The sequence below is a fragment of the Bacillus sp. 2D03 genome, from assembly GCF_003946765.1.
In the GTDB taxonomy this organism is placed as follows: domain Bacteria; phylum Bacillota; class Bacilli; order Bacillales; family Bacillaceae_G; genus Bacillus_A; species Bacillus_A cereus.
The window spans coordinates 201,401-226,198 of sequence record NZ_RPSJ01000010.1; the positions used below are offsets into that span (position 1 = coordinate 201,401).

Genomic DNA, 24,798 nt, shown 5'->3' on the forward strand with positions numbered 1-24,798 from the left:
ATAGCAATCTTTTTTAACTTACAGTTACAGATTTTACGGCTGTTAATCTAGCTTCTGCTAAATCTATTTGCAAACCGACCGCACTCGTATAAATCGTATCGCCTGTACCTGTAATGTTGACTTGTGTAGATGTCGTATTTGGTGCAATTGATCCTGTTGCATTTACATTTGTAATATCAAATTCAGCTCTCGCATTTGCATTTGTAGTTGTCCCCGAAAAATTCCGATCTGCAAAACTACCAATTGTATTTAAATTCCCGTTAATATCATTCACTTGCCCTCTAAAAAAGTTCCCCGATGGATTATTCGGTCCCGTTAATGTCACAGAGTTCAATTGAAAGTTATCACCTGTAAAATTTGGATCACCATTCACCGCCATTACAAAAGCTCTTGCTGTCACCGTCCCTGTAGCCGGTGTGAAAAATCCAGAAAGTATTTGTGGTGTACCTGATAATAAAAAACCTGGGAATAAACTCACATTTCTCATCGGGTATGAGGAATCACGATATACAACAATCAACGACCATCCTGCACCATAACCAAATGGCTGACGCGTAGGTAATCTTGTTACGCTATATCTACCTGCTGCTCGATTAGGTAACCCTTGTAGTAAAGATGTAACGTCTGCCGCTCTGTTATATACATTGGCTATAAAAGGTAAATTCGTCCCTTCTGATGACCATGCCGAATTAATTGTCACTTGTGTACTCGTTCCATCAGGCGTAACTAGATTTGGAGGATTTGGAGGATTCGCATCAACAACAGCAGTTGTAACAGCCGTATCCAATCCACCTGACCAAACAAGTAATGCAAAATCCACAACCGCCGTAGCTGGAACAATAGTAGTTGACGGATTTAATTCAGCCCATGATCCATCTAATGTCCAATCATTTGTCGTACCTCCAAATGTATTTGGATCAGTTGATGAGGGTACTCCTCCAAAAGTTAAGTCAGTATTTAATGTAATAAGTGCATTGTAAGCAAAATTTGTATTTGCAGTACCACGCATTCCTATCGTATTGCCTGTGTGCATCATAAATAAGTTATCATTTTTACCGTAAGCTTGAACAAAAGCCAATAGAACTCACTCCTATTAGGATAAAAATTTTCATTAACTTTTCCTATTATTTCAACTTACAGTTACTGATTTTGTAGCTGTTAAACGTGCCTCTGCTAAATCTATTTGCAAACCAACAGCACCAGCGTAAATATAATCGAATGTATTTGGGATATTAACCGTAGTAGAAGTGGATGCAGCTGTTAATACGCCATTTGCAGGTACATTTGTCACATCAAATTCCGCACGACGGTTAGTCGCAGAAGTACCAATTGGCATATTTCTATCCCCAAAACTTCCAACTGTATCTAAATTTCCTAAATAATTATTTACCTGTGAAGCAAAAAAGTTGTTTATTAAATTATTAGGTCCTGAAAGTCCAGTACCATTTAAGTTAAATCTATCACCTGTCGCATCTGTATCACCATTAATTGCCATTGTAAATACACGAGCAGTAACCGGCGATACAGCTGGAGTGATGAAATTTGAAATCGTCGCTGTCTCACCCAATGTAGAAATAAGTAAACCAGTATATAAACTAACATTCCTGACAGGATATAAATTATCACGATACACAACAACTAATGCCCATCCTACTCCTGTCCCTTGCGCTGGTGGATTTGCCGTTGGTATTCTCTCTACAAAATAATCTCCTGTTGCTCGGTTCGAAAGTCCCTGTAAAATACTTGTTACATTTGCAGCACGTGTATAAATGGTACCTTGAAATGTGCCGCTCGATCTAGTCTCTCCCCATGTTGGAACACTCGTAATTGTATGGATAACTCCATCTGGCGTTTGAAGAGTAGGCATATTATTATTTACCACTGTCTCTGTCACAGTTGCACTCAATGTTCCTTGCCATACTAGCATTGCAAAGTCTACAGTTGCTGTTGCTGGTACATCTGTTAATGAAGGATTAAGCCTTGCCCAAGAACCATTTAATGTCCAATCATTTGTCGTTCCTGCAAAAGTTAATGGATCTGCCGAAGAAGGAACTCCTGCAAAACTTAAACTTGTATCTCTTGTTATTAATGCATTGTACTGATAAGCCGTCGCTGTTGTAATACCACGCATACCAACTGTATTCCCTGTGTGTGCCATAAATAAAGAGTCCGTTTTCGTATATGTTTGTACAAAAGCCAATAATTCCACTTCCCTTCCATATAAAATAAATATTTATTCGCTATTTCATTTAATGCGAACAAGGAAAAAAAGTTACATTTGTATACGTAACGCAAAGAATAATTTAGGCAAAAAAAAAGCCTTTGCCTATTCCTATCCATATAAATTTGAATAGGATGCAATGACGAATTTATTTTATACTAATATTTTCACATAGTATTGTTTCTGGATGATTAAAATAATACTGTTTGTAAATATTCTATTCCTTGACCGGATTGAAATTTATACAGAAAGGACGAATCGAATGGCAATAGCAACAATAGGAAGTCGTTTAACCTATACAATCGTTGTCCAAAATACCGGAACACTTCCTGCCCAAAACGTTACATTTACAGACCCTATACCTGCTGGCACCACTTTTGTTCCAAACAGTGTAACTGTTAATGGTACTCCAACAGCCGGCGATCCTTCAACTGGAATTCCTATTAATAATATTCCTGCTGGTGGTTCTGTTACAATTACTTTTCAAGTAGATGTAACAAGTATTCCTACCCCACCTGTCGCCAGTAACGTAGCATCATTTGGATACGAATTTCAACCTGCACCTAACGCACCCACTATCACACGTACAACAACAAGCAATATAGTTGATACAGATATTTTCACAGCTAATGTCGCATTAACAAAAGCAGTAGATAAAACAATTGCTACGATCGGTGATACGATTACGTATACAATTACTGCTACAAATGAGGCTCCATTAGCCGCTAATAATGTTATCATTACAGACACACCTCCTGCCGGCACATCGTTCGTACCGGGTAGCGTTACAGTGAATGGTACTCCTACTACGGATAATCCTGCTACTGGAATAAATGTAGGAACGATTGCTGCAAACGGGAATGCTACAATTACGTTTCAAGTTCGAGTTAATACTCTCCCTACACCAAACCCTATTCCAAATAGTGCAACTTCAAGCTTTCAATATAATCCACCAAACCAACCACCAATTAACAGAAACTCTACAAGTAATATAGTCGAAACACAAATTAATGCTCCTATCATTAATCCGGCTAAAAGTGCAAACCAACAAATTGTGAATATCGGTGACATCATTACGTATACGATTACTGTCCCAAATAACGGTAATATTTCAGCAACAAATGTTTCTATCACCGATCCTATCCCTACTGGCACCACTTTTATTCCAAACAGTGTTACAGTTAATGGAGCGACACAATCTGGTGTAACACCAACAAATATTCCGCTAGGTACGATTCCTGCTGGTCAAACTACAACTGTCACATTTCAAGTTCAAGTCACTTCTCTTCCGGCTAACGGAACGATTACTAACGAAGCAAATATAACATTTACATCGCAACCAAACCCGTCTGAACCCCCAACGACAACTACGACAACACCACCTCCAACAACTACTTCTGTACAAACTGCAATTGTAAATCCAACAAAAACTGCTAGTCCACAAATTGCTGATATTGGTGATATTATTACGTATACAATTACTGTACCGAATACAGGAAACATCGCTGCGACGAACGTTATTGTAACTGATCCAATTCCAAATGGCACTACATTTATTCCGAATAGCGTCACAATTAACGGCACTTCACAACCAGGTGTAAATCCTGCTGGCGGTATACAAATCGGAACAATCGCTGCTGGTGCAAATGCTATAGTTACATTCCAAGTTCAAGTTACCTCTCTCCCAGAGAATGGCTTAATCCGAAATATCGGAACCACAACATTTACGTATCAACCCGATCCAACAAAACCACCTATTACAACAACAACCCCTACACCACCTACTACTACTCCTGTTAATACCGCTATTACAAATCCTGTTAAAACGGTGGATAAAACTGCTGTTGATATCGGTGATATTATTACGTATACGATTACATTTACTAATGATGGTACAATCCCTGCTACGAATGTAGTTTTTAATGATACAATTCCTGCTGGGACAACATTCATTCCAAATAGCGTAGTCTTAAATAATGCTCCCGTTCCAAATTCAAATCCAGCACTAGGAATTCCAGTTGGAACAATTAATCCTGGTGAAACGAAAACACTCTCGTTCCAAGTTCTTGTTACACAAGTACCTGCTGGCGGTGTTATTACAAACGAAGCTTCAACGACATATACGTATCAGCCAGATCCAACAAGGCCTCCTGTTACAACAACTGAACCGACAGCACCTACTACAGTCACTGTTAATACCGCTACGGTTAATCCTACAAAATCTGCTAATCGTACTTTTGTTGACATTGGTGATATTATTACGTATACAATTAGTTTACAAAATAACGGCACTGTTTCCTCAACGAATATTGTACTAACCGATCCTATTCCAAACGGTACAACATTTATTCCAAATAGCGTCACGATTGATGGTGTCTCACAACCTAACAGTAATCCTGAAAACGGTATATCAATCGGCACTTTAATTCCAAATCAGGCAAAAACAATTACATTCCAAGTTCAAGTTACAAGTGTGCCACCAAATGGCCTTATAGAAAATCAGGGTATTGTATCATTTAATCATATTGTTAATCCAAATGAACCTCCTGTTACAAAAACGACCCCAACTCCTAAAACAGAAACTCAAGTTGGCACTGTTGTTACTACGCCTACAAAATCTGCAGACAAACAAGTTGCTGATATAGGAGATACAATTACCTATACGGTAACTTTTACAAATAATGGGACAGTTCCAGCTACAAATGTAGTCGTTACAGACCCTACACCTAACGGGACTATTTTCGTTCCAAATAGCGTTACGATTGATGGCGTTTCAAATCCTGGCTCCGATCCAGAACTCGGAATACAACTTGGTACTATTTCTGTCGGGGAAACAAAAACAATCACCTACCAAGTTGTCGTTACAAATTTACCACCTGACGGGATAATTAGAAACCAAGCATCCTTCACTTATCAATATCAACCGAATCCGAGTGAGCCTCCCGTTACAACAACTACTACGACTCCAAGTGTGAACATCCCAATTAACAATCCAAATCCGACGACTACAAAATCTGCCAATCGACAAATTGCCGATATAGGAGATACGATTACTTTTACTGTAACATTCCAAAATAGAGGAACTGTACCCGCTACAAACGTTATCGTAAAAGATACACTTCCATCTGGTGTTTCATTCGTTCCAGGTAGCGTTGTTGTGAATGGAACATCAGAACTTGGAGAAAATTCCGAAATTGGTATACCAGTTGGCACTGTAAATCCTGGTCAAAGTATTACAATTACGTTCCAAGGTGTAGTAAATAGCATCCCGCCCGGGGGAATCATTAGAAATCAAGCAAATATAACATTCACATATGAGCCAAATCCGAATGAACCTCCTGTTACGACAACTATTACAACTTCTGAAACAGAAACGGCAGTTAATACTGCAACACTAAATCCACAAAAAACAGCAGATCTTTCCTTTGTTGCATTAAATGATATCATTACCTATACGCTCTCATTTCAAAACACCGGTACTGTCCCTGCTACGAATATAACAGTAGTGGATTCTATCCCTACTGGTACTATATTAGTTCCAGACAGTGTTACGATTAATGGTATTCCTCAACCAGGATCGAATCCAGCATCTGGAATTTCACTTGGAACTTTAGCACCATCCGAACGAGCGACCATTACTTTCCAAGTACGAGTAGTAAACATCCCTGCTAGTGGAGAAATACGCAATCAAGGAAGTGCAACATTTAATTATCAACCAGATCCAAACTTACCTCCAGTCACAAAAACAGAAACGACTCCCGAAACAACGACTCCTATTCAAACTGTAGTCATAAGCCCTACTAAAACCGCAAATCTTACGTTTGCAGAAATTGGTGATATCGTAACTTATACTGTCACTTTTACAAACCAAGGAACTATACCTGCTACAGGTGTAACAGTTACAGACTCTTTGCCACCTGGTACAACTTTTATTACTGATAGTGTTACAGTAAATACTATCCCTCAACCTGGTGTAAGCCCCCTTACAGGCATTTCTGTCGGTACTGTTAACCCTGGGGAAACCGTCACAGTTACGTTCCAAGTACAAATAAATGCTATTCCACCTAACGGGAAAATAGAAAATACGGCAGTTGTAACCTATATTTCTCAACCTAATCCTAGTGAACCACCTATTACAACGACGGAAACAACTCCTACTGTTACTTTACCGGTTCATACCGCTAACCCGAATCCGCAAAAAACAGTAGACCGTGAGTTTGCAAGTATTGGTGATACACTCACTTACACAATCACCCTTCAAAATTCTGGTAATATACCTGCAACTGATGTCATTATTACAGATTCTATCCCTACTGGAACTACATTTATTCCTGGAAGCATTACGATTAACAGTATTTCACAACCTGACTTGACCCCTGAAACAGGAATTCCAGTTGGCACACTAAACCCTAGACAAATAGTAGCTGTTACTTTAGAAGTACAAGTAACTGCTCTACCACCAAATGGTATTATCTCAAATGAAGCAAATGTCACTTACACATCTCAACCAGACCCTACTCTTCCGCCTATTACAACAACCACACCTACTCCAATTGCAGAAACAATTGTACAAAATGCAGAGTTAGAGTCAACTAAAACAGTAGATTTATCAGTTGCTAACATTGGAGATGCACTCACGTATACAATCACTCTTGAAAACATCGGAAATATTCCTATGACAAATGTATCTGTCATTGATCCACCACCAGTAGGTACACAATTTATTGTGGATTCCGTTACAGTAAATGGTATTTCACAACCAGGTATTGATCCAAGTATTGGAATATCTATCGGTACAATACAACCGAATCAAATAGTAACCATCACATTCCAAGTAACGATTACAAATATACCGCCTAACGGGGTTGTTACAAATGTTGGTTCAGTCAACTTTACATCTCAGCCTAATCCAAATGAACCTCCTATTACAGAAACAGAGACAACACCACCAGTTAATACTGAAATCATTAATAGTATTATTAATCCATCGAAAACAGCTGATCGAAACAACGTTGATATAGGTGATATTATTACGTACACCGTTACCTTCCAAAACTTACAAACTGTACAACTGACAGACATCGTTTTTACAGACCCCATCCCAACAGGAACTACTTTCATTCCAAATAGCGTTACAATTAATGGTGTACCAACTAGTAATCTTGACCCAGCTCTTGGCATCCCTCTGGGCACATTAAACCCTAGTCAATCAGTTGTTTTAACATTCCAAGTTCGCGTTGTTTCCATACCACCTAACGGAATTATTGTAAATGAAGCTACTATCACCTACACATTCCAACCTAATCCTGGAGAACCACCAGTAACAGTAACTACTCCAACGCCTCCTACTACTACAAATGTCAACACAGCAACAACGAATCCTACAAAATCCGCTGATAAAGTATTTGCTTTATTAGGTGACACAATCACTTATACAATCTCCTTACAAAATACAGGAACTGTCCCTGCCACGAATGTACTTGTAACCGATCCTATTCCAGCTGGTACTACTTTCATTCCAAATAGTGTAATGATTAATGACGTGCCACAACCAGGTACCGTCCCTAGTTCTGGAATTCTTATCGGTACATTAGAACCTAACACCTCGGCCGTCGTAACTTTCCAAGTACAAGTAACATCGATACCGCCGACAGGTTTTATTGAAAATCAAGGGACAGTTTCATTCCAATACCAGCCAGATCCTACTAGACCACCTATATCTATTACTACGCCTACACCTACTACAAAGACCCAAGTAAGTGAAGTGACTACTAACCCTAACAAACAAGCATCCCCTCAAGTTATTAATCTTGGTGATACTGTCACTTATACAGTTACGTTCCAAAATGTCGGAAATATAAATGCGACAGATGTGATTATTACAGACCCTACTCCAAGTGGTACTACTTTTATTCCCAACAGCGTTACGATAAATGGTATTTCTTCACCTGGAGCAAATCCAAATAGTGGTGTAAATATCGGTACTGTAACTCCAGGGCAAATTGTTACATTAACTTATCAGGTTACTGTAACTACACTCCCGCCAGACGGTATTATTAAAAACACTGCAACTGTCACTTACACATTCCAGCCAAACCCTAGCGAACCCCCTATTACCATTACAGATCCTACTCCAACTGTTGAAGTATCCGTTATTACACCTACACCTAACCCAAATAAACTAGCAGACAAACAAATTGTAGATATAAATGAAATCATAACGTATACCGTAACCTTCCAAAATCGTGGATCAGTCCCTGCAACTTCCGTTATAATTACCGATCCATTAGTAAATGGGCTAACATTTGTTCCAGGTACCGTTATAATAAATGGTATTCTGGATCTTGGAGCAAATCCTGTAGCGGGTATACCTGTAGGTACAGTCAATCCGAACGATACAATTACGGTTCAATTCCAAGCAAGAGTAACAAGTGTACCACCTGGTGGTATCATTCGAAATCAAGCAACTGTTACTTTCACATATGAACCAGTTCCTGGTGAACCTCCTATTACCATTACAGACCCTACTCCAATTAACACAACGAATGTAAATACAGCTATATTAAATCCACAAAAAAGAGCTACGCCGGAAACAGTTACACTAGGTGATATTATTACGTATACGATTTCACTCCAAAATACAGGTACCATTCCTGCTAATAATATTGTTGTAACTGATACAATTCCTGTCGGTACTTCGTTCATTGAAGATAGTGTTACTATTAACAATGTGCCGCAACCAACCGCAAATCCATCCACAGGCATTCCTATTTCAACACTTGCTCCTTCTGAATCCGCAACGATTTCTTTCCGTGTCCTAGTTACTTCAATTCCACCAAGCGGAGAAATTCAAAACCAAGGTAACGTTTCCTTCCAGTATCAACCTGATCCTACTAAGCCACCTGTATCCGTTACTACACCTACTCCTACTACAATTACCCCTGTAAACGTTGGGACTATCAATCCGATAAAAACCGCTGATAAATCCATCGTTTCAGTAGGTGATACGATTACATTTACTATCACATTCCAAAATGAAGGTACGATTCCTGTCACTGACATTTCTGTTACAGACTCACTTCCTGTCGGCACATCATTCATTCCAAATAGTGTCACAATTAATAACATTCCCGTTCCAAACGCAAATCCATCCACAGGCATTTTAGTCGGAACTCTTAATCCAACAGAATCCGTAACTATTTCATTCCAAGCACAGGTTGTTACACTTCCAGCTAATAGAATAATTACAAATATCGCGTCCATTACGTATACTTCTCAACCTGATCCTACTAGACCACCTATCACAACAACGACAACAACACCACCAATTACGATAGAAGTAAACCCTAATGAGCCAAACACATTTATTAAGACCGCAAATGTAAATCGTGTAGAACTCGGTGACTTCATCACATATACACTTACCTTTACTAACAATGGCGCTACTCATGCAAATAATGTACTCATTACTGATTCACTGCCTCCCGAAGTTACTTTCTATCCGAATTCAGTAACAGTAAACGGAGTAATACGTCCTGGAACTAACCCAACTATCGGTATTATTATTGGAACTGTTAATCCAGGTGAATCCGTTGTTGTTCGGTTTATCGTTCAAGTAACAGCAGAGCCACGAGACGGTCTCATTCGCAATACCGCTCGCATTCGCTATACACTACGACCTGACCCTACTAAACCACCAATTTCCGTTGACGAAACTTCAGACCCAAACATCATTACGTTTATCGGTCCATTCGTATCACCAAATTTAAATTGTTTTTTTGATGGCACACGGTTTATACGCCGAGGCTGGGACAGTGAGTGTTAGCACTATAAATAAAAAGACAGCGTCAAAAACGCTGTCTTTTTATTTGGTACATATACAGTTTTTAAGTTAGCTTCATATCTTTTTCATTATAAAAACCATCTTCTTTTTCCATTTCCTTCTGTAATTTCGTAAAGGAACGATACATTGCAATTCTCCATGACACAATCATCGCAAACGCAAGTAAGAAGAACATGCCACTAAGTTGTCCTAAATCAAGAGATTGACTTAAGTAGGTTTTAAATACAATCCGCACTACAAGTAATCCAATTAATATGAAAACAAAGGCTTTTGAACGCTTCAAATAAATCTCTTGTCCTCTAATTTCAAATTTAGATGTTTTAATAAGAAAAATAGAGAAAATCAAACCGACACCAATTGCTTCTAACATTTCTGCTGGAGTTAATCGAAATTCAGGAAAAACATACATCAATGCACCCGTACTCATAAAAAATGGTGGAAGTATAATTTTTTTCAATGTTGCAGGTTTCTTAGCTGCTTTTAAACGAATAAACATCGCACCGACAGCCATACAAACAGCAACGATACTTGATAAAAGAACTATGTTCATATTTTCTCATCCTTTTTTGTGGCTATATGCAAAATATACTTTCATTATATGCTTTTCCGTTAGTATTTCCAACATTTTCGCAGAATAATACTAAAAACCAGTAAAACCACCAAATAAACTTGAGAAATATACGATAATTTTCGTCATCCAGTTAAAGTATAGGAAGACACCCATAACAATCATAATATATCCTCCGACTTTCATGAAGGCCATACTATTTCTTTTAATCCAAGACATTTTCGTAATAAAGAATGACAGTACGAAAAACGGGATTGCAAATCCAAGTATGTAAGCAATCATATATATCATTGCTGATTCTGGATTTGTTGCTGCTAATCCAATTACAGACACTAGAATTGGTCCGGTACATGGCGTCCATCCTGCTGCAAAAGCTAATCCTATTAGTACTGATCCAAAATAGCCACTTGGACGATTTTTAAATGTAAATTTACGGTCTTGCATTAAAAATTTCGGCTTAAACACCCCGACAATAATTAAGCCGAACACGATGATAAATATACCACCTAACTGTCTGATTAAATCTTTATAGTCAGTAAAGATTCCTCCAATAAAACTTGTACCAAATCCAATTGCAATAAATATAATTGAAAATCCAAGTAAGAAAAACGCTGTATGTATCATACTTCTTTTGCGAAGCATTGCATTTTCTTCTTTCAATTCAGAAACCGACATACCTGTTATGTACGATAAAAATGCCGGGTAAAGCGGTAAGCAACATGGGGAAATAAATGATAAGAACCCGGCGCCAAACGCTAAAAAAATACTAATATCTTGCATCATTCCACTCCTCTCCCTAAATATTGTAACAAAAACACATAAAAATACTATGAACAATTCGTGAAATCACTTTTACAACGTGGCAATAAGAAAAACCGCACTTCCTCACAGTTTCTAATAAAACGTTTTCATTTCCTTCTATTATATAGAAAAAAACCAAATGGATTATAAAACTCCTTTAATTGTTATTACCATAACAAAGGTAACATAGTTTCTCAAATAATTAGCACGTTACTAGTACGTCTATATACATATTGGTTTAAAAAATATTTTTTTCAAATGCTATCTCTATACAATGCAAAGTTTATTTTATAATACTTCTACTATTAAAAATTTCAAGATTATGCATAAATATCATACTTTTATTATTATTCTATAAAATGTCATACTTTTCTTTCATTTGACCCTTTATTTCTAATTTTGTATACTTCCCTCTAGTTATATATTTTCGATACGGAATAACTTCATATAGATGGGAGGAATTTTTCATGCTTCGTTATTCTCTTTTAGTTTTATTAGGAGCGTGTAGTTATGGAATTTTAGCTATTTTTGTTAAGCTTGCATATGCAGAAGGATTTTCACTTGGAGAGGTAATTGGCAGCCAATATTTGTTCGGTTGGATTATTTTGCTTGCTATTACACTTCTATTTTCTAGACATCGCGTTCCTTTAAAGCAAGCATTACTTTTATTCGTTGCAGGAACATCTGCAAGTTTTACCGGAATTTTTTATTATGCTTCATTAAAAACTGTACCAGCTTCTATTGCAATTATTCTTTTATTCCAATTCGTTTGGGTCGGAATTATCATTGAAGCAGTCGCAACAAAAACATTACCTTCAAGAGAAAAAGTTATTTCTGTTATTTTCTTACTTGTAGGGACATTTTTATCAAGTGGTTTACTTGAACAATCAGTAGGTGCTTTCGATACGACTGGGGTCATTTTAGGTTTATTATCTGCTGTTACATTCGCAACATACATTTTCGTAAGTGGAAAAGTTGCTGTTGAAGTACCTTCATTACCGCGCGGTGTTCTCTTAATGACTGGTGCTTTAACTTTAGTCATGATTGTATTCCCACCAACATTTATTTTTAATGGTGCCATTTCTCAAGGTCTTTGGAAATACGGTTTAGGATTAGGAACATTTAGTATCGTTATTCCATCTATTGCCTTTACAATCGGGATTCCAAAAATCGGTTCTGGCTTAGCGACTATTCTTGGTGCAGCGGAACTACCAGTTACAACAATTATGTCAGTATTCGTTTTAAAAGAGGCTGTACTATCTTCACAATGGTTCGGTGTATCACTTATTTTAATTGGGATTGCAATCCCGCAAATTGCATACGCAATGCGTGGACGTTATCGTAAACATCATACGCATAAAAAAGTCGCAGCATAAAGTGAAACTTTAATTAGTTGAACCAATCGGACTGCCCATTAATACAGGATAAACGAGAGAGGATTTTCATTTGAGAATCCTCTCTTTTATTGTTGTATACTTATGATAAATATTTTGCTGAAGAAAGAAGGCATACTACATGGTATCTATTTCAAATCAACTAAAAGAAAAACTTATTTCCATCCGTCGACATTTACATGAGTATCCAGAACTATCATATGAAGAGTTCGAAACAACAAAAGCAATAAAAAATTGGTTAGAAGAAAAAAACATTACTATCATTGATTCCAATTTAGAAACAGGAATTATCGCTGAAGTGTCTGGTAATAAAAACGGACCAATTGTAGCAGTTCGTGCTGATATTGATGCCCTTCCTATTCAAGAAGAAACACATTTGTCCTATGCATCTAAAGTACGAGGGAAAATGCATGCTTGTGGACACGATTTTCATACAGCTGCTATTTTAGGTACTGCTTTCTTATTAAAAGAAAGAGAATCTTCCCTAAATGGAACGGTTCGCTTCATATTCCAACCAGCTGAAGAAAGTAGTAATGGCGCTTGCAAAGTTATTGATGCTGGACATTTACGTAATGTGCAAGCGATTTTCGGCATGCATAATAAACCTGATTTACCAGTAGGTACAATTGGCATTAAAGATGGTCCACTGATGGCCGGAGTTGATCGATTTGAAATTGAAATTCACGGAGTTGGTACACACGCGGCTGTACCAGATGCTGGAGTAGATCCTATTGTCGCATCCTCTCAAATTGTGATGGCACTGCAAACAATTGTAAGCCGAAATATAAGTTCATCTCAAAATGTAGTTGTTAGTGTTACAAATATTCATGCAGGAAATACGTGGAACGTGATTCCTGAAAAAGCTACGTTAGAAGGAACGATTCGCACATTCCAAGCTGAAACACGTGAAAAGATTCCAGCACTCATGGAGCGTATTATTAAAGGTGTATCTGATGCATTAGGTGTAAAAACGAAATTCCGTTTTTATTCAGGTCCTCCTGCTGTTCACAACGATAAAGCTCTTACAGACTTATCTACTCAAGTTGCCACAAAGATGAATCTTAATATCATCTCGCCTAGTCCGTCAATGGCTGGAGAAGATTTCTCATTTTACCAACAGGAAATACCAGGTTCATTCGTCTTTATGGGAACGAGTGGTACACATGAATGGCATCATCCTGCTTTTACAATTAATGAAGAGGCACTGCCTATAAGTGCAGAATACTTTGCTTTACTAGCCGAAAGAGCACTTAAACAATTCTCATAAAAAAAGCCGTTCAAAGTGCATCTCAGCACCCTGAACGGCTTTTCTTATTAAGTTAAATCACGTTTTAAAAACACAGTATATGAAATACATAAAAATACGAACAAATAAAGTAACAACATACATGATGCAAACGGGAATGTTACTCCATCAATAAAACTTCCATTCTTTGAAATACTATATAAATCTGTGTTTGCTGGCAATAAATATTTCGCCCAGTTATATCTAGTGGCTGCTAATAGCGCAATATTGCCTGATAAAGCAAGGAATAGTGAAATACCAATTGCACCTCCACTAGATCTCGTTAACACAGAAATCATAAATGCAAACGATGCGTACACAACCGTTGGTAACCACGATAAAACATAATATTTACTTGCTTCTACAAAAATGTTTTGTTTTATTATATTTCCATCTTGGAAAATAAACTCACTCCATGCAGGCTGTTGGAATTTATAAATAACAAGTCCACATAAAGCGGAGAAGATCATATTAAATATAAATAATAAAGCTGCAAATATAACGATTGCTAAAAATTTTGCTGTTAAAATTTTAAAGCGACTCGCTGGTCGTATCGTTAAAAATTTATATGTTCCCCAGCTATATTCATTCGCAAAAATTGTACTTGCATACACGAGGATAAATGGGAGCAAAATTGGAAATACGATAAAACCTGTATCTCTCATGAAAGAAAGTGGAGAACTGCTTGCCGGTGCTGTATCCGTATCTAAATGCTTCATCTTAAGCTGGTATTCTTTTACAAGCTCATCCCCTGATTTTTCTGCTAAAATAGCTTCTTTTTTCATGCCAAGCTTTTTCTCAATTTCTACAGTTCGTTCTGTATAATCTACTTTCCATCCTTTTGTTTCCGGTTCAAAATACTTTACCGTAACCCATCCTAATCCGATTATTAATACTGCAATAACTGCAAATGGAATAATCGTTCGCTTCCGCTTAAATATTTTATACAGTTCGTTATATACTAAATTAAACAATATCTTTTCCCCCTGTTAATTCTAAAAATTGCTCTTCTAACGTTTTTCTTTCTTCATATACACGATACACTTGAATATTTTTCTCAAGCAATGTACGAATAACATTTGGGATTTCTTCATCTTTTACATTAATAAGTAATTCATTATCTTTTACTAAAACATCATGCCCTAATATTTCTGCTGCTTTATTCGCATCATCTACACGTATACGGATCGTCTCCATCTCTTCGCTTTGGCTATGCTGAATATTTTGCGTAGCCACATATTGCCCGTGCTGAATAATGATAACTCTGTCACACATTAATTCAACTTCTGAAAGTAAGTGACTTGATACAAGTACAGCTTTTCCTTGTTCATGTGCAATTTTTTTTATGTACATTCTCATTTCATGTATTCCACTAGGGTCTAATCCATTTGTCGGTTCATCTAGTATCAGCACATCTGGATCGTGAATAAGCGCCTGAGCGATTCCTAAACGTTGTCTCATGCCGAGTGAATATGCTTTTACTTTACGATCAATTACTTGTCCCATCCCTAACAATTTCACTACTTCATCGATACGTTCTTCGGTCACATTACCATTCATTCGTCCGAAATATGTTAAATTTTCATAGCCGCTTAAAAAAGGATAAAATTCAGGTGTCTCAATTACCGCTCCAATTTTCGCAGCGGTTTTTTCGAATTGCTGTTTCACAGATTGACCATCAATCCATACTTCACCTTCGGTCATACGGATCATACCAACCATCATTCTCATTAAAGTCGTTTTTCCAGCACCGTTTGGTCCGAGTAAACCGACAACCTCGCCTTTTTTCACTTCAAAACTAATATTTTGTACAAGTGTCTTTGATCCGATTCGCTTCGTTAACCGATCGACTTTTACAATTGATTGTTCATTTGTCATTCTATACAACCTTTCCTTCCCATTCTTTGTCAGGTCTTTTCACTGTAACATGATTATTTTTATGTGTAAAATAGAAAAAAGCATGATTTCTCATGCCCTTTCTTTAAACCGCAACGAATTTTCATCTTTTAAACTTCGAACAAATCGATAACATTGCATCATCGATATTAAAACGACAGTCATCATAATTATACTAATAATTACAACTGCATATATTGTAATTGGCGCACTATTTATTCCTTGTATCCCTGCGACTTTCATAAAGATAACCGTGAATAATTTCAAAAATAGCATCCCATTAATTAATCCAAAAACAAATGCTGCTCCATAAATGAATAATTGCTCCTGACATAATACACATAGTACCTCTTTTCTTTTCATATTTTCTGCTACATAAGATATAAACTCCTCCCTCCTCACATGCAAAAGGGAGTACATCATTTTATATGTAGTAAAAATACATATGAAAATTAGTACAATAAAAAGTGTGTAAAAATACATTTGAAATACAAATGCATCCCCTACTTTCAAAATAGCTCCTTCATTAAATTGTAACGATATCATAAAAAACAAAATCATAGTACTCATAGCAATCCACATAAATTGCTTCATCCTTTTGGTAGCAAATGTTCTAATATTTTTTCTCGCTAACCGACATAAAGACATAAAATTCTTCCCCTACCTTATTACATACGCATTCTATACTACTAGTGTATAAAAATATGACATTTTAAACATCGCACTACAATCGGAATTTCTTCTAAGTCTTTAGTCCTAGAAAACGAAATGATAAAAATCACATTTAGAATATAATTGTAAAAAGGAGGAGATTGCATGCGTATAAAATTACTATTAATCTTGTCTTTATTATTATTCACAAGTTGTAGCCAACTAAAAAACAATGAAGTTGCCATTGTTGAGCCATACAAATTAACAACAGAGCAGGCTTCTATTTTACAAATGACTCCTTTTCAAGAAGGAAATAGCATATTTTATAACGTTACGCTAAAAAATGGGAAAGATGAAATAAATGCTACGATTGATTATTATAACAATGGTAAAAAAACAAAAGAAATTGCTAATATAGCTACATCACATTTTTCAAAAAAGAAAGTAAAGCTTTCTTTTTTACCACCACATTTCCAATTCGATAAAGATATACAAGAAAAAAGGCAGTGGTATATGAATATTGATGGTGGTTCAACGCTTGTTCATGAAGAAGCACCACCAAGCGTAAATAGCTCCGCAACTACTACAATCCCATCTATAAAAAATTTAAAATACAATCAAAAAACAACTTTAGCTGCTGTAATCCAAACAAGTAAAGAAACTGTAAGCGTTCCTACCATTGATGAAGAAACAGGTATTGATCTACTCTTAAAAGAAAATGAACACGTTTATCTATTTAGTATCGAGCTAAAAAAAGAACAATAAAGCGGAAATGCAACTTAAGTTGCATTTCCGCTTTATTGTTTAATAAGGTGTACTTTTATGGATTTGAATTAAATCCATTTTCTGCTACTACTATTATTCATCTTCTACTTCTATTCTTTTCTTCTCTCTTGCAATTTTTAAAAACTCTAGCAACTCTGGATTACTATTCATTTTTTTATAAGCCACTGACATTTCTGCAACAAAATTAGAATCATATAACTCTTTATATACAACTTCTGTTTTATATAACTTATTTGCCGACACGGGTATTACTGTAATTCCAATCCCTGCTGCTACAAGCCCCATAACTGTTTGATACTCTGTTGCTTCTTGTACAATACGCGGACTAAATCCAACTTCTCTGCAAAGAGATAAAATTGTATCATACAAAGCTGGCCATACTGGTCTCGTAATAAATACAAACGGCTCATCTCGTAAATCTTCTATATGTATTTCATCTTTCTCTGCAAGTGGATGTGCCTTTGGTAAACATAAGGTGCAAGATAACCTTTGAATTGGCTCTAATTCTAATAATTGCGTTGGAATTGGTGGACGTAAAAAGCCAATATCGATACGGTTATCATGAAGTGCATGAACTTGATCTGGTGTTGACAATTCATGTAATGCAACAGACACTCTCGGAAATTTCTTTCTATATTCCCTAACAATTGATGGTAAAATATCATATATCGCCGCACCTACAAAACCAATTGAAAGTGATCCTACTTCTCCCCTTTGCGCACTTTGTGCAACTTCTACTGCTTTTTCAATTTGTTCAAACGCCTTTTTTACTTCTTTTAAAAACATTTCTCCTGCTTCTGTTAGTTCAACCTTTCTTTTCGTTCTTGAAAATAATGTAACTCCCATTTCTTTTTCTAATTGCTGTATTTGTTGACTAAGTGGTGGTTGTGTCATTTGTAAACGAGCAGCCGCCCGTCCAAAGTGTAACTCTTCTGCCACAACAACAAAATATTGCAAATGCCGTAATTCCATTTTTGGACACCCTTTTCACTTTCGATTAATATGTCTTATATATTAATAACATATAATTTATATATTAGACAAATATTTTGAATGAACGTATAGTAGAAATTGTTAATTCTTTTTTACAATTTTTATGTAACAAAAGAAAGAGGTGGTTACTGTATGAAATGGTGGAAGTTAAGCGGACAAATTTTATTACTATTTTGTTTCGCTTGGACAGGTGAATGGATTGCAAAACAGGCACACCTCCCAGTTCCAGGAAGTATAATCGGTATTTTCTTATTATTAATTTCATTAAAATTTAACCTAGTTAAAAAAGAATGGATACAGGACGGAGCAGATTTTTTATTAAAAGAACTTATTTTATTTTTCATCCCTTCTGCAGTCGCTGTCATACGTTACAGAGATACACTAACACAATATGGAATCGATCTCATTTTAATTATTATGATTAGCACTCTTTGCGTTACCTTAGTTACAGGACTTTTAACAGAATTGCTACTAAAGCGGAAAGGATCAACGCAATGATCGGATTTCTTTGTTTACTATTAACACTATTCACATATTGGCTATCAAAAAAAATGTATCAACGCTGGAATTGGAGTCTACTTTCTCCTCTTCTCGTCTGTCCCATTATTTTAATTGCTTTATTGCTCGGATTAGATACACCTTATGAAACATATGAATCTGGTGGTCATTGGTTAACTGAATTATTAAAACCCGCAACAGTTGCTTTTGCATGGCCAATCTATAAATACTTTGATTTATTAAAGAAACATGGAATGGCTATCTTACTTAATGTCATTGTCGGTTCGTTTTTATCAGTCATTACTTCAGCACTACTAGCAAATTATTTTCAAATTGATTCATCACTAGAACATAGTTTAGCGCCACATATCGTAACAACACCAATCGCAATGGCTATTTCAGAAATGATTGGTGGTATGTCACAATTAACTGCTGTATTTGTCGTTTTAACTGCCTTAACAGGAGCATTGCTCGGTCCTTCTCTCATACGTATTTGCCGTATTAAAACAGCAATCGCAAAAGGTATTATGTTAGGAACGAGCGCAAATGGAACCGGTACATCAAAAGCATTCGAAATCGGTCCTGTGGAAGGAACAATCGCAAGTTTATCCATGCTTTTAACAGCAGGCGCTAGTTTAGTTATCGTTCCGCTTTTCTTGTCTTGGATACATTAAAGAAGCAAGTATTTACATACTTGCTTCTTTATCTATATATCGGCACAGCAATTCATAATCCTCTGGAAAAGCTAAACACAATTGTTCAACTTCATGTATCCCTTTCCAAGCAATTTCATGTATTAACTCATCAGGATCTTGGATTTTCATATTACCGCCTATTTGTTTAACAAAATAATAATGGACATACACTGGAACACCGTATGTAATACCCTCTTTTTCATATATTTTATTTACAACTTCCACATTGTAACCTGTTTCTTCCCAAACTTCCCTGATACAACATTCTTCTAGTGTCTCTCCCTTTTCAAGTCCTCCACTTGGGACAGACCACCTTTTTTCTTCTCCCTCTTTGCCCTGCAGTACCATTAAAACTTCCTTTCTTTCATTTACACATACCGCTGCACTACCTATCCATCTCTCCATAAACATCCCTCCCCTACTAAAATTCGCCCTCTTTTTTATTTTCCCCTTGAAAAAAAGAGGAAAAAAATAAAACAATGACGAAAGATTACATCAACTTCATAGGCAATCCCTTCTTAGAAATTAAAACTGGAAGGATGAAAATATGATTTCTAATTATGTTGTGGAATGTGTCTTTTGTGAAGAAAATCGAAAGCCTCGCCAAGCTATTGTCACAGTTCCCGCGACTACTCAGCTACTAGCCCTTGAAAAAGTGCGCGCGGAATGCAAACGTCGCTTCGGAAAAACTGTATTATTGCAAACAGAAATTAAAGAAGAAATAATTTTCGAACAAAAAGAAAGCTGACCATAAATTGGTCAGCTTTCATATCCGATCATATTTTCACATGAAGATTAGGGGCATCCTCTTTAAGGATCGGGATTTTCCCATTATGTACGTTCCATAATGGTCATCGAACAATATATTTCTATACAATTAACTATTGAATAGAATAGGGCAAAACTTGTTCGCATTTTTAGAAAAGGGATAGGGATATAATTCAAGTAGTACTTCGAATACTCGAACTTTACACTCATAATATTAAAACAAATCCTTTTATATGGGAAATATGAATTACCTACATAATTCATTCGTAAAATATATTAATAGTTTGCTATATTAATTTTATCCTGCTATTTGTAAGCAGTAACCCCCTACTTATTATAATTTCACTTTATTCCATCAATAGCATACATCCAGCTAAAACCGGTGTCATAATCATCGAAAACCTCAAAAGCATTCGCGGTGCATAATTTGTAAACTTCGCGCCAATGTATGCCCCTAACATGGTCCCAATTAATACTTGCAATAACAATATATAATCTAAATATCCTTCCGAACTATATCCTAGCCCTCCTCCAATTGCAATCGGTAATATAACAAGCATTGTTGTCCCTACAGATTGCTGAATCGTTAGTCCAAATAGAACCATTAATCCAAGCTGAATAAACGGTGCAGAACCAATCCCAAATGAACCAGCCATCATTCCAGTAACTAATCCAAGGCATATACATTTCAACAAGTAGTTCATGGAAAACTCTTTATGCTTATATAAAGATGACTGTTCTTTGTTTTGGAACATAATTAATTTAATAAACATAAAAATTGCCGATAAAAATAACATCCCAGCTGTAAACCAATGAAGAAGATGTGCTGGTATAAGTGAACCAAATTTAGAACCAATATAAGAGCCAATTGCGCCAAATCCCCCAACAATCCCGCCTATAATAAATGCAACATTGCCTTCACGGTAATGACTGACAACACCTGATAATGTCGTAAATGCCATTGCAGTTAAAGATGTTGCAAGAGCAACATGAATAGGAATATGAAATACTAAAGTGAGTATCGCGATAATAAACCCAGCTCCTCCAGCTCCAACAAATCCTAATAAAATACCCATTACTAACATTGTTATAATAATTGCCACAGACTTTCCCTCCAGTAACACAATTATCCATCATATTTATCCTTACATACAAATAAAAAGCATCCTAGACGGATGCTTTTCATTTCAAAAATATGTACTTAATCTTGATTAATCAAAATAACCGCTGGACCAGCTACTACTACTCCAGCTACTTCTATTTTTTCAAATTCCTTTACTGTAATAGATATAACTCCTTCTCTTTCCATCAATTCTTTACTCAGGACATCAGTCGGGATTGCTTTCACCGTCTTACCTCCTTTTCATTTATACAATATGATAAAGTGAAACTTTCATCATTGGGTTTTTGTCCGTACTTATTGATTATTAACGCTCACCAATCGGGCGAATAATCACCCAATGCATCTATATATATGCATCACCTCCGCTTTCATTCCTTATTCCACTCAAAAACCTTCTCCCCCTTCCGTGACATATTGAAAAATAAAAAAGAAGCTATAACATATAGCTTCCCTCTACGTTTCTTTAATCTTTATGCACCGTATATTCCATGACTTTACCATCTCTATCAAATTGTAAAATAAGCTGTTCGCTATCTATTGGAATAAAGCCACGTTCAGTCCCAAGATAATACAAAGTGATAACTCCTTCTTCCCCACTTCTCGTTTCCGTTGGGGCTCCTAACAATTGTGTAATTTCTTCATTTGATTTCCCTATTAATTTATATTTTTGTAATAGATCATCTACCATATGTACCCGCTTATCTGCATGATTTAACCATCTATTTTGATTAAACTTTGATGTATATTCATTTACACTTAGTTGTACAGTGCACACTATTAATGGTATGAGTGCTACTATTAAAACCCCCAACATTTGCTTCTTTTCTTCATTACGATTTTTAGAAACATATAAAATAACCCTTTGAATCATAACTAATAAAACAAATGGTATGAATACTACAAAAATGCTCCTTACACTTAAGGGTATATGGACCCTATCAATGACGAATATAAATACAATGTACATTACTATATACAAACAAAAATAGACATATAAAATGCCACGTAGCATAGCGTTCAGAAAGATCTCCCCTTTTAACTCACAATATAATTCATCAGGCTAATCATTTCTCGAATCTGTTCTAATTCTTGCTCTGTATATACTACTTTCCCTGTTAAGATTTCATTTCTAAAGAACATTACAATTTGCTCCCGATCTTTTAATCTAGGTGTTTCCTCACTAGAAAGGTCTACTATTGCTTTTCCATTTTTATTATAAAAATATACAACTGGTTTTACCTTTTCTTTTATACTATTAGCCTGCATTTCATTCAAACAATTGTATAAAATTTGAGATAGTTTCTTCGCCTTATATACTGGATTCCCTTCATTTTTCACTTGTATAGTTGATGAATCTTTACCTACTATATATTCAAATGTTTCTTCTTTATCAACTTCTTGTTGATACTTACCCATTTCATCAATCATAAATGAATATATACCAGCATTTTCTTTCGTTAAACCATGAATTAATTTCTCGTTCCATTCTTTCGTCTCCAGTAGATAAATACCAGTTTTGCACAAGATAAGATGATGGATTCGATTATCGTTTATTTCACTATTATTTTTAATAAAAACATTCGGCATGACTTGAAATTCAGCATCTAATATGATGCCTTGCTCTATGAATCCTCGCTTCATATAATGTAATGTTTCGTACGTATTCATTTCAGCACCGTTTTTAGTATATTCTCGTAAATTTGCAATTAATTTTTGAAACATATGTATTTCGTTATTATGTTTATTTTGCATTTCACTACGTTCTTTACTATGCTGCACAGCTAATTGATTTTTCATCATACGCATATTTTCAATTTCTCTATTTGCACTTACTTGTAAATCATTGTATTTTTTCTGTTCCATATTTTTTAAATTATTTTGTTGTTCTTTATGCTCTATCACCGTAGCTGCAATTTCATTTTTATACGTTTCAATCGCTTGTTTCTTTTCAAATTCTACTTGCTGACTCTCTGATTCTAACTGTTTATTTTTATAAAACAGCACAAATACTACAGCTAATAATATTAAAACCGCACCTATTAGCACATAATTCATATTTTTACCCCTTTATTTCATTTTCGATTATTTTTTATAAATATATCTACTATAGTATACTATGGTTTCGATATAGACTTTGTAAAAGTTGTATATTTTTAATAAAAGGCACCTCTGACGGGGCACCTTTTATTTTCACTCTATTGTACACCATACTGAATATAACTCGGATCGTAGTATATCCATTGATTTGTCCCTAAGCAAAGCCATCCATCTTGCTTACTCCATACTCGATACGATTCACCATGATGTAACTGTCTTATAACATTTCCATTTAATGATGGAGCATCACGCAAATTTACATTATCACCAGTAATAGTCGCCACATAATGTTTATACTGAATATAACTCGGATCATTATATACCCACTGATTTGTCCCTAAACAAAGCCATCCATCTTGTTCTCCCCAAACTTCATATGTTTCGCCACGATTCAATTGGCGAATTACACTAGACTGCAAAGATGGTCCACTTCTCAAATTCACATTATCTCCATTAATTATAGCAACCCCGTACACTGGAGTTGCATTATTAGGCGGGGAAACATTACCTCCACCACTTGCTCCATTCCCTTTTAAAGCTTCTAATGAAACTGCAGCTGATACATCACAATTTCCTACGCCTGAAATTTGTCCAGAATCTGTGTACTGCCACGCTGTCCACGCTGTCCATCCACCCGCATCAGCAGGCGGTGTACTCGAGTATTTAGCAATCCAAAGCGGTATATCACTTAATCCGCTAATTCCGAACTCATTAATATACCAAACTCCTGTATATAACATTACATCTTTTCCAGTAGCCTGTTTCACATAATTTATGAAGCTTCTTGCCCAATTCGATATAGCGTTACCAGTTAAATTACTGTTGCTCGGATCTGTTGGTGATTCTAAATCCAGAACTGGCATTAAGTCTGTCTGGTTATTTTGTAATATACTCACAAAATATTTCGCCTCTGAAATTGCATCATTTTGTTCTGGGCGTGCAAAATGGTATGCACCAATTAATACATTCGCATTTCGTGCTGCTTGTACATTCTTAGTAAAAGTAGGATCAATGTAGTTTACACCTTCTGTCGCTTTTGCATACGCTGCTGGAATTCCAGATGCCTTCACTGCATTCCAATCAATATTCCCTTCCCAATGAGACACATCAATAAACGTAACATTTGAACCTGATCTGTTTTGCATATAAAATCTCCTATCAATTTTTTTACTTCGTATA

22 protein-coding genes are annotated in these 24,798 nt (G+C 36.0%); 7 read left to right on the plus strand and 15 right to left on the minus strand.

Annotated elements, in window-relative coordinates; all coding sequences use genetic code 11:
* Window positions 1-13: 13 nt before the first annotated feature.
* The gene (locus EBQ15_RS21915; protein ID WP_000896223.1) at window positions 14-1,078 is read right to left on the minus strand and encodes a hypothetical protein; all 1,065 of its coding nucleotides are present in this window, start codon (window positions 1,076-1,078) and stop codon (window positions 14-16) included.
* A 51-nt stretch (window positions 1,079-1,129) separates the two neighbouring features.
* Window positions 1,130-2,200 carry a hypothetical protein gene (locus EBQ15_RS21920; RefSeq protein WP_000896239.1) on the minus strand — a complete coding sequence of 357 codons (1,071 nt, stop codon included), beginning with the start codon at window positions 2,198-2,200 and terminating at the stop codon, window positions 1,130-1,132.
* A gap of 283 nt (window positions 2,201-2,483) precedes the next feature.
* On the opposite strand from EBQ15_RS21920, the gene EBQ15_RS21925 reads away from it, so the two are divergent.
* Window positions 2,484-10,046: a DUF7619 domain-containing protein gene (locus EBQ15_RS21925; RefSeq protein WP_000952008.1), complete on the plus strand. Its 7,563-nt coding sequence runs from the start codon at window positions 2,484-2,486 to the stop codon at window positions 10,044-10,046.
* 61 nt (window positions 10,047-10,107) lie between these two features.
* Here EBQ15_RS21925 and EBQ15_RS21930 read toward each other — a convergent pair whose 3' ends face one another.
* The 3 genes from EBQ15_RS21930 to EBQ15_RS31910 form a co-directional block, all read right to left on the minus strand.
* The gene (locus tag EBQ15_RS21930) at window positions 10,108-10,614 is read right to left on the minus strand and encodes a CcdC family protein (RefSeq protein WP_001028440.1); all 507 of its coding nucleotides are present in this window, start codon (window positions 10,612-10,614) and stop codon (window positions 10,108-10,110) included.
* Between the two features lie 90 nt (window positions 10,615-10,704).
* Window positions 10,705-11,412, minus strand: a complete 708-nt coding sequence (gene ccdA / locus EBQ15_RS21935) for a cytochrome c-type biogenesis protein CcdA (protein WP_001152676.1) — start codon at window positions 11,410-11,412, stop codon at window positions 10,705-10,707.
* A 16-nt stretch (window positions 11,413-11,428) separates the two neighbouring features.
* The gene (locus EBQ15_RS31910) at window positions 11,429-11,578 is read right to left on the minus strand and encodes a peptidase T (protein WP_080008939.1); all 150 of its coding nucleotides are present in this window, start codon (window positions 11,576-11,578) and stop codon (window positions 11,429-11,431) included.
* A 322-nt stretch (window positions 11,579-11,900) separates the two neighbouring features.
* Between EBQ15_RS31910 and EBQ15_RS21945 the strand changes: the two genes are divergently transcribed.
* Together EBQ15_RS21945 and EBQ15_RS21950 are read left to right on the plus strand one after the other, a co-directional pair.
* The gene (locus EBQ15_RS21945; protein WP_000947046.1) at window positions 11,901-12,809 is read left to right on the plus strand and encodes an EamA family transporter; all 909 of its coding nucleotides are present in this window, start codon (window positions 11,901-11,903) and stop codon (window positions 12,807-12,809) included.
* A gap of 139 nt (window positions 12,810-12,948) precedes the next feature.
* The gene (locus EBQ15_RS21950; RefSeq protein ID WP_000253679.1) at window positions 12,949-14,094 is read left to right on the plus strand and encodes a M20 peptidase aminoacylase family protein; all 1,146 of its coding nucleotides are present in this window, start codon (window positions 12,949-12,951) and stop codon (window positions 14,092-14,094) included.
* Between the two features lie 47 nt (window positions 14,095-14,141).
* Here the strand turns inward: EBQ15_RS21950 and EBQ15_RS21955 are convergent, their stop codons facing one another.
* From EBQ15_RS21955 to EBQ15_RS21965, 3 genes are all read right to left on the minus strand, one after another.
* A complete protein-coding gene (locus tag EBQ15_RS21955) occupies window positions 14,142-15,086 on the minus strand; it encodes an ABC transporter permease (protein ID WP_000482759.1) in 945 nt (314 codons plus the stop codon).
* Window positions 15,079-15,990, minus strand: coding sequence for an ABC transporter ATP-binding protein (locus EBQ15_RS21960; protein ID WP_000180623.1), 912 nt, complete (start codon window positions 15,988-15,990; stop codon window positions 15,079-15,081). Before EBQ15_RS21960 ends, EBQ15_RS21955 begins: the two co-directional genes overlap by 8 nt.
* A 90-nt stretch (window positions 15,991-16,080) precedes the next feature.
* Window positions 16,081-16,656, minus strand: coding sequence for an FtsX-like permease family protein (locus EBQ15_RS21965; RefSeq protein ID WP_000050624.1), 576 nt, complete (start codon window positions 16,654-16,656; stop codon window positions 16,081-16,083).
* A 168-nt stretch (window positions 16,657-16,824) separates the two neighbouring features.
* Between EBQ15_RS21965 and EBQ15_RS21970 the strand changes: the two genes are divergently transcribed.
* Window positions 16,825-17,424, plus strand: coding sequence for a hypothetical protein (locus EBQ15_RS21970; protein ID WP_001220596.1), 600 nt, complete (start codon window positions 16,825-16,827; stop codon window positions 17,422-17,424).
* Window positions 17,425-17,517: 93 nt separating this feature from the next.
* On the opposite strand, the gene alsR is transcribed toward EBQ15_RS21970, so the two are convergent.
* On the minus strand, window positions 17,518-18,417 hold the full coding sequence (gene alsR, locus EBQ15_RS21975; protein WP_000423234.1) for an acetoin biosynthesis transcriptional regulator AlsR: 900 nt from the start codon (window positions 18,415-18,417) through the stop codon (window positions 17,518-17,520).
* A 153-nt stretch (window positions 18,418-18,570) separates the two neighbouring features.
* Between alsR and EBQ15_RS21980 the strand changes: the two genes are divergently transcribed.
* Together EBQ15_RS21980 and EBQ15_RS21985 are read left to right on the plus strand one after the other, a co-directional pair.
* Window positions 18,571-18,936, plus strand: coding sequence for a CidA/LrgA family holin-like protein (locus EBQ15_RS21980; RefSeq protein ID WP_000872365.1), 366 nt, complete (start codon window positions 18,571-18,573; stop codon window positions 18,934-18,936).
* Entirely contained in the window at window positions 18,933-19,610 is a 678-nt protein-coding gene (locus tag EBQ15_RS21985) for an LrgB family protein (protein ID WP_000578965.1), read from the plus strand. Before EBQ15_RS21980 ends, EBQ15_RS21985 begins: the two co-directional genes overlap by 4 nt.
* A 12-nt stretch (window positions 19,611-19,622) precedes the next feature.
* Here EBQ15_RS21985 and EBQ15_RS21990 read toward each other — a convergent pair whose 3' ends face one another.
* On the minus strand, window positions 19,623-20,036 hold the full coding sequence (locus tag EBQ15_RS21990; protein ID WP_000442979.1) for an NUDIX hydrolase: 414 nt from the start codon (window positions 20,034-20,036) through the stop codon (window positions 19,623-19,625).
* 142 nt (window positions 20,037-20,178) lie between these two features.
* Between EBQ15_RS21990 and EBQ15_RS21995 the strand changes: the two genes are divergently transcribed.
* Window positions 20,179-20,379, plus strand: coding sequence for a DUF3903 domain-containing protein (locus EBQ15_RS21995; protein WP_000625226.1), 201 nt, complete (start codon window positions 20,179-20,181; stop codon window positions 20,377-20,379).
* A gap of 367 nt (window positions 20,380-20,746) precedes the next feature.
* Here the strand turns inward: EBQ15_RS21995 and EBQ15_RS22000 are convergent, their stop codons facing one another.
* The 5 genes from EBQ15_RS22000 to EBQ15_RS22020 all read right to left on the minus strand — a co-directional run bounded on the left by EBQ15_RS22000 (window position 20,747) and on the right by EBQ15_RS22020 (window position 24,764).
* Window positions 20,747-21,502: a sulfite exporter TauE/SafE family protein gene (locus tag EBQ15_RS22000; RefSeq protein ID WP_000974652.1), complete on the minus strand. Its 756-nt coding sequence runs from the start codon at window positions 21,500-21,502 to the stop codon at window positions 20,747-20,749.
* A 98-nt stretch (window positions 21,503-21,600) separates the two neighbouring features.
* Window positions 21,601-21,747, minus strand: a complete 147-nt coding sequence (locus tag EBQ15_RS22005) for a BC1881 family protein (protein WP_000644411.1) — start codon at window positions 21,745-21,747, stop codon at window positions 21,601-21,603.
* 238 nt (window positions 21,748-21,985) lie between these two features.
* Window positions 21,986-22,534, minus strand: coding sequence for a hypothetical protein (locus EBQ15_RS22010; RefSeq protein WP_000943758.1), 549 nt, complete (start codon window positions 22,532-22,534; stop codon window positions 21,986-21,988).
* Between the two features lie 23 nt (window positions 22,535-22,557).
* A complete protein-coding gene (locus EBQ15_RS22015) occupies window positions 22,558-23,577 on the minus strand; it encodes an NERD domain-containing protein (protein WP_001110277.1) in 1,020 nt (339 codons plus the stop codon).
* Window positions 23,578-23,717: 140 nt separating this feature from the next.
* The gene (locus tag EBQ15_RS22020; protein WP_001181384.1) at window positions 23,718-24,764 is read right to left on the minus strand and encodes a GH25 family lysozyme; all 1,047 of its coding nucleotides are present in this window, start codon (window positions 24,762-24,764) and stop codon (window positions 23,718-23,720) included.
* Between the last annotated feature and the right edge of the window lie 34 nt (window positions 24,765-24,798).

Excerpts from the sequence above, each read along its gene's own strand:
- EBQ15_RS22010 (WP_000943758.1), bottom strand. The coding sequence starts at position 22,534 with ATGCTACGTGGCATTTTATATGTCTATTTTTGTTTGTATATAGTAATG.
- EBQ15_RS21990 (WP_000442979.1), bottom strand. The coding sequence starts at position 20,036 with ATGGAGAGATGGATAGGTAGTGCAGCGGTATGTGTAAATGAAAGAAAG.
- EBQ15_RS21985 (WP_000578965.1), top strand. The coding sequence starts at position 18,933 with ATGATCGGATTTCTTTGTTTACTATTAACACTATTCACATATTGGCTA.
- EBQ15_RS22015 (WP_001110277.1), bottom strand. The coding sequence starts at position 23,577 with ATGAATTATGTGCTAATAGGTGCGGTTTTAATATTATTAGCTGTAGTA.
- alsR (WP_000423234.1), bottom strand. The coding sequence starts at position 18,417 with ATGGAATTACGGCATTTGCAATATTTTGTTGTTGTGGCAGAAGAGTTA.
- EBQ15_RS22020 (WP_001181384.1), bottom strand. The coding sequence starts at position 24,764 with ATGCAAAACAGATCAGGTTCAAATGTTACGTTTATTGATGTGTCTCAT.
- EBQ15_RS21960 (WP_000180623.1), bottom strand. The coding sequence starts at position 15,990 with ATGACAAATGAACAATCAATTGTAAAAGTCGATCGGTTAACGAAGCGA.
- ccdA (WP_001152676.1), bottom strand. The coding sequence starts at position 11,412 with ATGCAAGATATTAGTATTTTTTTAGCGTTTGGCGCCGGGTTCTTATCA.
- EBQ15_RS21925 (WP_000952008.1), top strand. The coding sequence starts at position 2,484 with ATGGCAATAGCAACAATAGGAAGTCGTTTAACCTATACAATCGTTGTC.
- EBQ15_RS21970 (WP_001220596.1), top strand. The coding sequence starts at position 16,825 with ATGCGTATAAAATTACTATTAATCTTGTCTTTATTATTATTCACAAGT.
- EBQ15_RS21950 (WP_000253679.1), top strand. The coding sequence starts at position 12,949 with ATGGTATCTATTTCAAATCAACTAAAAGAAAAACTTATTTCCATCCGT.
- EBQ15_RS21930 (WP_001028440.1), bottom strand. The coding sequence starts at position 10,614 with ATGAACATAGTTCTTTTATCAAGTATCGTTGCTGTTTGTATGGCTGTC.
- EBQ15_RS21965 (WP_000050624.1), bottom strand. The coding sequence starts at position 16,656 with ATGTCTTTATGTCGGTTAGCGAGAAAAAATATTAGAACATTTGCTACC.
- EBQ15_RS21995 (WP_000625226.1), top strand. The coding sequence starts at position 20,179 with ATGATTTCTAATTATGTTGTGGAATGTGTCTTTTGTGAAGAAAATCGA.
- EBQ15_RS21945 (WP_000947046.1), top strand. The coding sequence starts at position 11,901 with ATGCTTCGTTATTCTCTTTTAGTTTTATTAGGAGCGTGTAGTTATGGA.
- EBQ15_RS21980 (WP_000872365.1), top strand. The coding sequence starts at position 18,571 with ATGAAATGGTGGAAGTTAAGCGGACAAATTTTATTACTATTTTGTTTC.